The sequence below is a fragment of the Blastococcus sp. KM273129 genome, assembly GCF_021698995.1.
Taxonomy (GTDB): Bacteria; Actinomycetota; Actinomycetes; order Mycobacteriales; family Geodermatophilaceae; genus Blastococcus.
In genome coordinates, this window is sequence record NZ_SSXB01000134.1 from 1 (window position 1) to 6,309 (window position 6,309).

Genomic DNA, 6,309 nt, shown 5'->3' on the forward strand with positions numbered 1-6,309 from the left:
CGGCTGCGCGTGCCGTGACCGCCCGCGCAGCCGCCGGTGCGGAACGCCAGGTCAGCCGCTGACCTCGACCAGGTCCACCACGAAGACCAGCGTGGAGCCGCCCGGGATCGGCCCGCGGTCCTGCTCGCCGTAGCCCAGCTCGCTGGGGATGGTGATCACGCGGCGGCCACCGACCTGCATGCCCGCGATCCCCTGCTCGAAGCCCGGGATCACCTGGCCCGCGCCGAGGGTCACCGGCAGCGTCTCGTCCGCCCCGCGGCTCCAGGACGAGTCGAACTCCTCCCCCGTCTCGTAGAAGCCGCCGACGTACTTCACGGCGACGGTGGAGCCCTCCACGGCCTCCTCGCCGCCGCCCCGGACGACGTCCTCGACGACGAGCCCGGTCGGCGCCGGGGTGTCGGACGCCGGGACCTGCGGGGCCTCCGACAGGTCGGTGCTGATCCCCTCGGCGACCACCGAGGTCGGCTGCTCGATCGACGAGCCCGTCCCGTCCTCGCCGCCGCAGGCGGTCAGGGCGAGGGTCAGGGCGAGCAGGGTGCCGGGGACGGTGCGGCGGTTCATCGGGTCTCCTGGGCGAGCGGGCGCTCGGATCGGTGCGGGCGGGACGGCCGGCGCGCGCCGCGGGCAGGGCCACGGGGCGGCGCGGCCCTGCCCGCCATGGTCCCAGAGCGCGCCGGGGAGGCCGGTCAGGCGGCGCCCAGGGCGTCGGCGACCCGGTGGTGCACCGCCGCCTCGCCGCCCCGGCTCTGCCGCTCCAGCGTGCGGGCCAGGGCGCGGCGGGCCCACCCGTTGCTCGGCGCCAGGTCCACCAGCCGGGTCAGCGCCGCTTCGGCCGGCCCGAGCTGCGCCGAGCCGTAGTAGGCCCGGGCCAGCAGCTCCAGCGCCGCCTCGTTGCGCGGTTCGGCGTCCACGACGGGCTGCAGGATGCGGGCGGCCGCGTCGGGCTGACCCATGTTCAGCAGGAGGTCGGCGCGGAGGAACTCCGAGTGCAGGTCCATCTCGAACGGCTGGGTCATGCCGTCCCCAACGTCCGCCCACGGCGGCGGCTTCCCGCCGGTCACCCCTCCGGCTCGGGGAAGCGGGCCCCCGCGGCGAGCTCGCTGCCGTCGGCGACCCGCGCCGCCCGGCCGACCAGGGTGATCTCCCCGTCACCACCGACCGACGCGCCCCGTCCCACGTCGACCCCGTCGTCGAGCACCGACCGCGTCACGGTCGCCCCCGCACGCACCCGCACGCCGGGCAGGAGCACCGAGTCGACGACGGTGGCCCCGGCCTCGACGACGACGCCCGGCGAGAGGACCGAGCCGCGCACGTCCCCGCCCACCCGGGTGCCACCGGAGATCAGGCTGTCCTCGACCCGGGCCTCGCTGAGCACCCGCGCGGCGCTGTGCCGGCCGCCGCGCGTGTGCACCGGCCAGCGCGGGGCGTCCAGGTCCAGCGGCGGCTCCTCGGCGATGAACTCCCGGTGCGCCTCCCAGTACGCCGGCACCGTGCCGACGTCGCGCCAGTACCCGTCCAGCGGGAAGGCCCGGGCCAGGCCGTCGGCGGTCTGCGCGGGCAGCAGGTGGGACCCCAGGTCCTCCAGCCCCTCCTCCCCCACGTCGGCGTTGAGCGCCTCCAGCCGGTCCAGCGTCGGGGTCGGGGAGAACACGAAGACCTCGTTGGTGGCCGTCGTCGTCGCCGGCTCGTCGGGCTTGTAGGCGTACCCGCTGACCCGGCCGCCGTCGGCGACCTCGACGATGCCGTAGCGCGACGCGTCGTCCGGGGCCACCTCGGTCGTGACCATCGTGACCTCGGCGCCCGAGCCGAGGTGGGCCTCGGCGACCTCCCGGTAGTCCAGCTTGTAGACCGCGTCGGCGCTCACCACGACCAGCGCGTCGGCGTCGAAGGCGCGGATCAGCTCCGCGTGCCGCCAGAGCGAGTCGGCGGTGCCGGTGTTCCAGCCGCCGCGCTCGGTGCCCTTGTACGGGGGCAGGGTGAGCAGCCCGCCCGCCGTCCGGTCCAGGTCCCAGGGCCGGCCGTTGGACAGGTGGTCGTGCAGCGATGTCGGGTGGAACTGGATGGAGACCCAGACGTCGGAGATCTGCGAGTTCTGGCAGTTGCTCAACGGGAAGTCGATGAGCCGGTAGACCCCCGCGAACGGCACGGCGGGCTTGGCCCGCTGCTCGGTGAGCAGCTCGAGCCGGCCGCCGGCGCCACCGGCCAGCACGAGGACGAGGATCCGTGGGAGCGCCATGCGCGGCGGGCTACCCCGCCGGGGGCTCGTCCACCCGTCGGCCGTCAGGGGCGGCGCACCGAGTCCAGGAAGCCGCGCACCCGCTCCCGCAGCTCCAGGGCGCGCTCGGCGACGACCTCCTCGGGGTCCCGGTCGCGCAGCCACGGCGGGATCTCGGTGCGCACCCGCGTGGAGCAGCGCAGGTCCGCGCAGATGTAGGTGCCCACGGTGTTGCCGTTGCGCCCGGCGTCCCCGGTGCGGCGCGCGGTGAACAGCGAGACGGCGTCGCCGGGCTGCGCCGTCTGGCAGAGCAGGCACATCGCCGCCGTCCGGCTGGACATGCTGCTCTCGGCGGCGCGGACGGCGACCCCCACGGTCTCGTCGTCGACCTGCGCGACCAGGTAGCCCCGCAGCGGCGCCTTCGGGTCGCGCCAGCCGAGCACGTCTCGGTCGGCCCAGTCGAGCTCGTCGAGGTCCCTGGGCAGGGTGAGGGTCCTCGCCTCGCCGCGCGAGCAGTTGACGAACGAGCGCCGGATCTCGGCCTCGGACAGCGGTGTCACCGGTGGTGCCTCTTCTCCTGGTGGTGCGGGTGCCGGCGGGGATCATCGGCGATCTCCCCCGGTGCGCTCACCTGTTTTTCAGGCGGGGAGCTCCCCACCGGGGCCGGCCGCCTCGGCCAGCAGCCGGTCGCGGACCTCGGCCGGGAGCCGGTCGACGTAGACGGTGCCGTCGAGGTGGTCCACCTCGTGCTGCAGGCAGCGGGCGGCCATGCCGGTCGCCTCGATCACCACCGGGTCGCCGTGCAGGTCGACGCCGTCGACCCGGGCCCGGAAGCCGCGCGGCAGCTCGGCGTAGGGGCCGGGCACCGACAGGCAGCCCTCCTCGGTGACCTCCTCCGCCGGGTCGTCCCCCACCGGCTGGAGCACCGTGAGGACGGGGTTCACGACGTAGCCGACGACGTCCTCGCCGTCGGCGTCCGGGCAGTCGATGACGAAGACGCGGGCGTCCACGCCGATCTGGTTGGCGGCCAGCCCGACGCCGTCGGCGGCCTCCATGCTGGCGAACATGTCGAGCACCAGCCGCCGCAGCGCGTCGTCGAACGCGGTCACCTCGGTGCACCGGCGGTGCAGGACCGGGTCGCTGCCGTAGGTGACGATCGGCCGGGCGACGCCGTCGTAACGGCCGAACAGGCGCATGCGCCGATCCTAGGGAGCGGCTGCCCGGCCGGGACTTGGCACCATGGCGCGGTGCGCCCGAGCCCCGATCCCGCGACCGCGCTGGGGCTGGCCCTCGGCGCGCTGGCCGACCTCGCGCTCGCCGATCCGCGGCGGGGCCACCCGGTGGCCGGCTTCGGGCGGGCCGCCGCCGGGCTGGAGCGCCGCACGTGGCGCGACTCCCGCGCCGCGGGCGCCGGCCACTGGGCCCTGCTCGTCGGCGGCACCGCCGCGCTGGGGCTGGCCGCCGACCGCGCCACCCGCTCCCGCCCGGTGCTGCGGGCGGCGGTGACCGCCACGGCGACCTGGGCCGTCCTGGGCGGCACCTCGCTCGGGCGGGTGGCGGTGCGGATGCACGACGCCCTGGCCGCCGGCGACCTGGCCGCCGCCCGGGCCACGCTGCCCGCGCTGGCCGGCCGCGACCCGAGCGGGCTCGGCCGGGACGAACTGGCCCGCGCGACGGTGGAGTCGGTCGCCGAGAACACCTCCGACGCCGCCGTCGCCCCGCTGTTCTGGGGTGCGGTGGCCGGCCTCCCCGGGCTGCTGGGCTACCGGGCGGTCAACACCCTGGACGCCATGGTCGGCCACCGGTCGCCGCGGTACGCGCGGTTCGGCTGGGCCGCCGCCCGGGCCGACGACGTCGCCAATTGGCTGCCCGCCCGGGCGACCGCGGCGCTGACCGTCGGCTGCGCCCCCCTGGTGGGGGGGGCGGCCGCCGGCGCCCTGCGCGCCTGGCGCCGCGACGGCGCCGCCCACCCCAGCCCGAACTCCGGGCGCTGCGAGGCGTCGCTCGCCGGGGCGCTCGGCCTGCGGCTGGGCGGCCGCAACGTCTACGGCAGCCGGGTCGAGGAGCGGCCGGCGCTCGGCGACGGCCGGCCGCCCGTCCCCGCGGACGTCCCCCGGGCCGTGGCCCTCTCCCGCGCGGTCTGGATCGCCGCGGCGACGGCGGCGGTCCTGGGGCGCCGGCTGCGCCGCTGACCACCCCGGTCGAACGCACCGCGCGGCCGGGCGAGCACCGGGAAGCCCGCCGGGTCGACCCGGGGATGGCTGGCCGGCGGGTCACCCGGGCCGGGGCCGCCCCGCAGCGTGATGCGGAGCGTGGCCACCGACAGGTAGCCCAGCCCCAGCAGGACCAGCACCAGCGCGACGATTCCACCTGTGTCCATGACAGGAGAGTGGCACCGTCCGGGCTGGTGTCCTGCAGGCCAATCCGGCATGGTGGCCCCATGCCACCCGGGTCGCAGCGGTCCACAGCTGCCAGAGAGCTCGCCACCCTCGTCGGCCCGGTCGAGGGGCTGCCCACGCCCCTGTACGCAGGGCTGGCCCGCCGGGTCCGTGACCTGCTGACCACCGGGGCGCTCTCCGCGGAGGTGCGGCTGCCCGCGGAACGCGAGCTCGCCGGCGAGCTGGACGTCAGCCGGGTCACGGTGGCCTCGGCCTACCGGGTGCTGCGCCAGGAGGGTTTCGCCCGCACCCGGCACGGGTCGGGCACGGTCACCGCGCTGCCCGACGTGCCGTCCGGCTGGACGCCGCCGAGCACCGCACCGGGGGTGATCGACCTGGCCCACGCGGCACCGGAGGCGGCGCCCCAGCTCCTGCCCGCCTACGAGCAGGCGCTCGCCGAGCTGCCGGCACACCTGCCCGCGCACGGCTACGCCCCGAGCGGGCTTCCCCAGCTGCGCGCGGCGGTCGCCGGCTGGTTCACCTCCCGCGGGCTGCCCACCGACGCCGACCAGGTGGTCGTGACCGCGGGCGTCGGCGACGCCGCCGCCCTGGCCCTGGACACCCTGCTGGAGCCCGGCGACCGCGTGCTGGTCGAGCACCCGACGTACCCGGGTGCGGTGGGCCTGGTCGCGGCGGCCGGCGGGCGCTGCGTCCCGGCCGCGGTCGATCCGGCCGATCCCGACGCGCTCGTGCGCACGGCCCAGCTGGTGGCCCGGCAGAGCAGCCCCCGCCTGGCCTACGTGATGCCCGACTGCTCCAACCCCACCGGCACCGCCCTCTCGGCGGCCGGCCGGCGGCGGCTGGCGGCGACCCTCTGGCAGCACGGCGTGGTGACGCTGGCCGACGAGGTCTCCACGGGCCTGGAACTCGACGCACCGACCGCGCCGCCGTTCGCCGCCGGAGTCCCCGACGCGGCCACGGTGACCGTCGGCGGGCTGTCCAAGGCGGTCTGGGGCGGCCTGCGCATCGGCTGGCTGCGCACCGAGGCCGGCCTCGCCGCACGGCTGGGCGAGGCGCTGAGCCGCCGCCAGCTCTCCGTCGGGGTGCTCGACCAGCTGGCCGCCACCGTGCTCGTGCGGCAGCTGGACGAGATCCTCGAGCAGCGGCGTGCCCTGCTCCGCGAGCGGCGCGCCGTCCTGCTGGCCGAGCTCGCCGCGCAGCTGCCGGGCTGGACGGCGCCGGCGCCCACCGGTGGGCTGGCCGTGTGGTGCCGGCTGCCCCCCGGCACCAGTTCGGCGGCGTTGACCGCGGCCGCCGCGGAACGCGGGCTGCTGCTCGCCGAGGGCCGGGCCTTCGGCACCGGGCACGCCTTCGACGACCACCTCCGGCTCCCGTTCACCCTGCCGCCGGAACGGCTGCGCGCCGCCGTCGGCGTGCTGGCCCGGCTCGACCGGGAGGCGCGCCCACCCGCGGACGCCCGGCCGCCGCGCCCGCTCACCGTGGTCTGATCCGTGCTGGCGGGCACCGCCGGGCGGACGTACGGTCTCGGTGTTCGGGAGGTCCGGTACCCCGCGTGGGGCCGGGGTGCCGGGCGTCGAGCAACCGGCGCCCCGTGCCTGCCGGTCGCCGGCACGCCTCCGTCCTGGAGGTCGACCATGTCCTCGCCGTCGCTCCCCCGCTCCCGCCCCACCGCCCGGCCGTCGCACGGCCGCGGGG

7 protein-coding genes are annotated in these 6,309 nt (G+C 77.4%); 2 read left to right on the plus strand and 5 right to left on the minus strand.

The window, feature by feature from the left end; translation table 11 throughout:
• Positions 1 to 51: 51 nt before the first annotated feature.
• The 5 genes from E9565_RS21300 to def form a co-directional block, all read right to left on the minus strand.
• Complete coding sequence (locus E9565_RS21300; protein ID WP_236828745.1) at positions 52 to 561, minus strand: FKBP-type peptidyl-prolyl cis-trans isomerase; 510 nt, start codon at positions 559 to 561, stop codon at positions 52 to 54.
• A 125-nt stretch (positions 562 to 686) separates the two neighbouring features.
• The gene (locus E9565_RS21305) at positions 687 to 1,016 is read right to left on the minus strand and encodes a tetratricopeptide repeat protein (protein WP_236828746.1); all 330 of its coding nucleotides are present in this window, start codon (positions 1,014 to 1,016) and stop codon (positions 687 to 689) included.
• Positions 1,017 to 1,057: 41 nt separating this feature from the next.
• Positions 1,058 to 2,236 (minus strand): glucose-1-phosphate adenylyltransferase family protein, encoded by a 1,179-nt coding sequence (locus E9565_RS21310; RefSeq protein ID WP_236836681.1) that lies wholly within the window; start codon positions 2,234 to 2,236, stop codon positions 1,058 to 1,060.
• Positions 2,237 to 2,280: 44 nt separating this feature from the next.
• Positions 2,281 to 2,775, minus strand: coding sequence for an FBP domain-containing protein (locus E9565_RS21315; RefSeq protein ID WP_236828749.1), 495 nt, complete (start codon positions 2,773 to 2,775; stop codon positions 2,281 to 2,283).
• Positions 2,776 to 2,853: 78 nt separating this feature from the next.
• Positions 2,854 to 3,411 (minus strand): peptide deformylase, encoded by a 558-nt coding sequence (gene def / locus E9565_RS21320; protein WP_236828750.1) that lies wholly within the window; start codon positions 3,409 to 3,411, stop codon positions 2,854 to 2,856.
• Positions 3,412 to 3,462: 51 nt separating this feature from the next.
• On the opposite strand from def, the gene E9565_RS21325 reads away from it, so the two are divergent.
• Positions 3,463 to 4,407: a cobalamin biosynthesis protein gene (locus E9565_RS21325; RefSeq protein ID WP_236836682.1), complete on the plus strand. Its 945-nt coding sequence runs from the start codon at positions 3,463 to 3,465 to the stop codon at positions 4,405 to 4,407.
• A 248-nt stretch (positions 4,408 to 4,655) separates the two neighbouring features.
• Positions 4,656 to 6,101: a PLP-dependent aminotransferase family protein gene (locus E9565_RS21330; RefSeq protein WP_236828752.1), complete on the plus strand. Its 1,446-nt coding sequence runs from the start codon at positions 4,656 to 4,658 to the stop codon at positions 6,099 to 6,101.
• The last annotated feature ends 208 nt before the right edge of the window (positions 6,102 to 6,309 follow it).

Excerpts from the sequence above, each read along its gene's own strand:
- E9565_RS21300 (WP_236828745.1), bottom strand. The coding sequence starts at position 561 with ATGAACCGCCGCACCGTCCCCGGCACCCTGCTCGCCCTGACCCTCGCC.
- E9565_RS21305 (WP_236828746.1), bottom strand. The coding sequence starts at position 1,016 with ATGACCCAGCCGTTCGAGATGGACCTGCACTCGGAGTTCCTCCGCGCC.
- E9565_RS21310 (WP_236836681.1), bottom strand. The coding sequence starts at position 2,236 with ATGGCGCTCCCACGGATCCTCGTCCTCGTGCTGGCCGGTGGCGCCGGC.
- def (WP_236828750.1), bottom strand. The coding sequence starts at position 3,411 with ATGCGCCTGTTCGGCCGTTACGACGGCGTCGCCCGGCCGATCGTCACC.
- E9565_RS21330 (WP_236828752.1), top strand. The coding sequence starts at position 4,656 with ATGCCACCCGGGTCGCAGCGGTCCACAGCTGCCAGAGAGCTCGCCACC.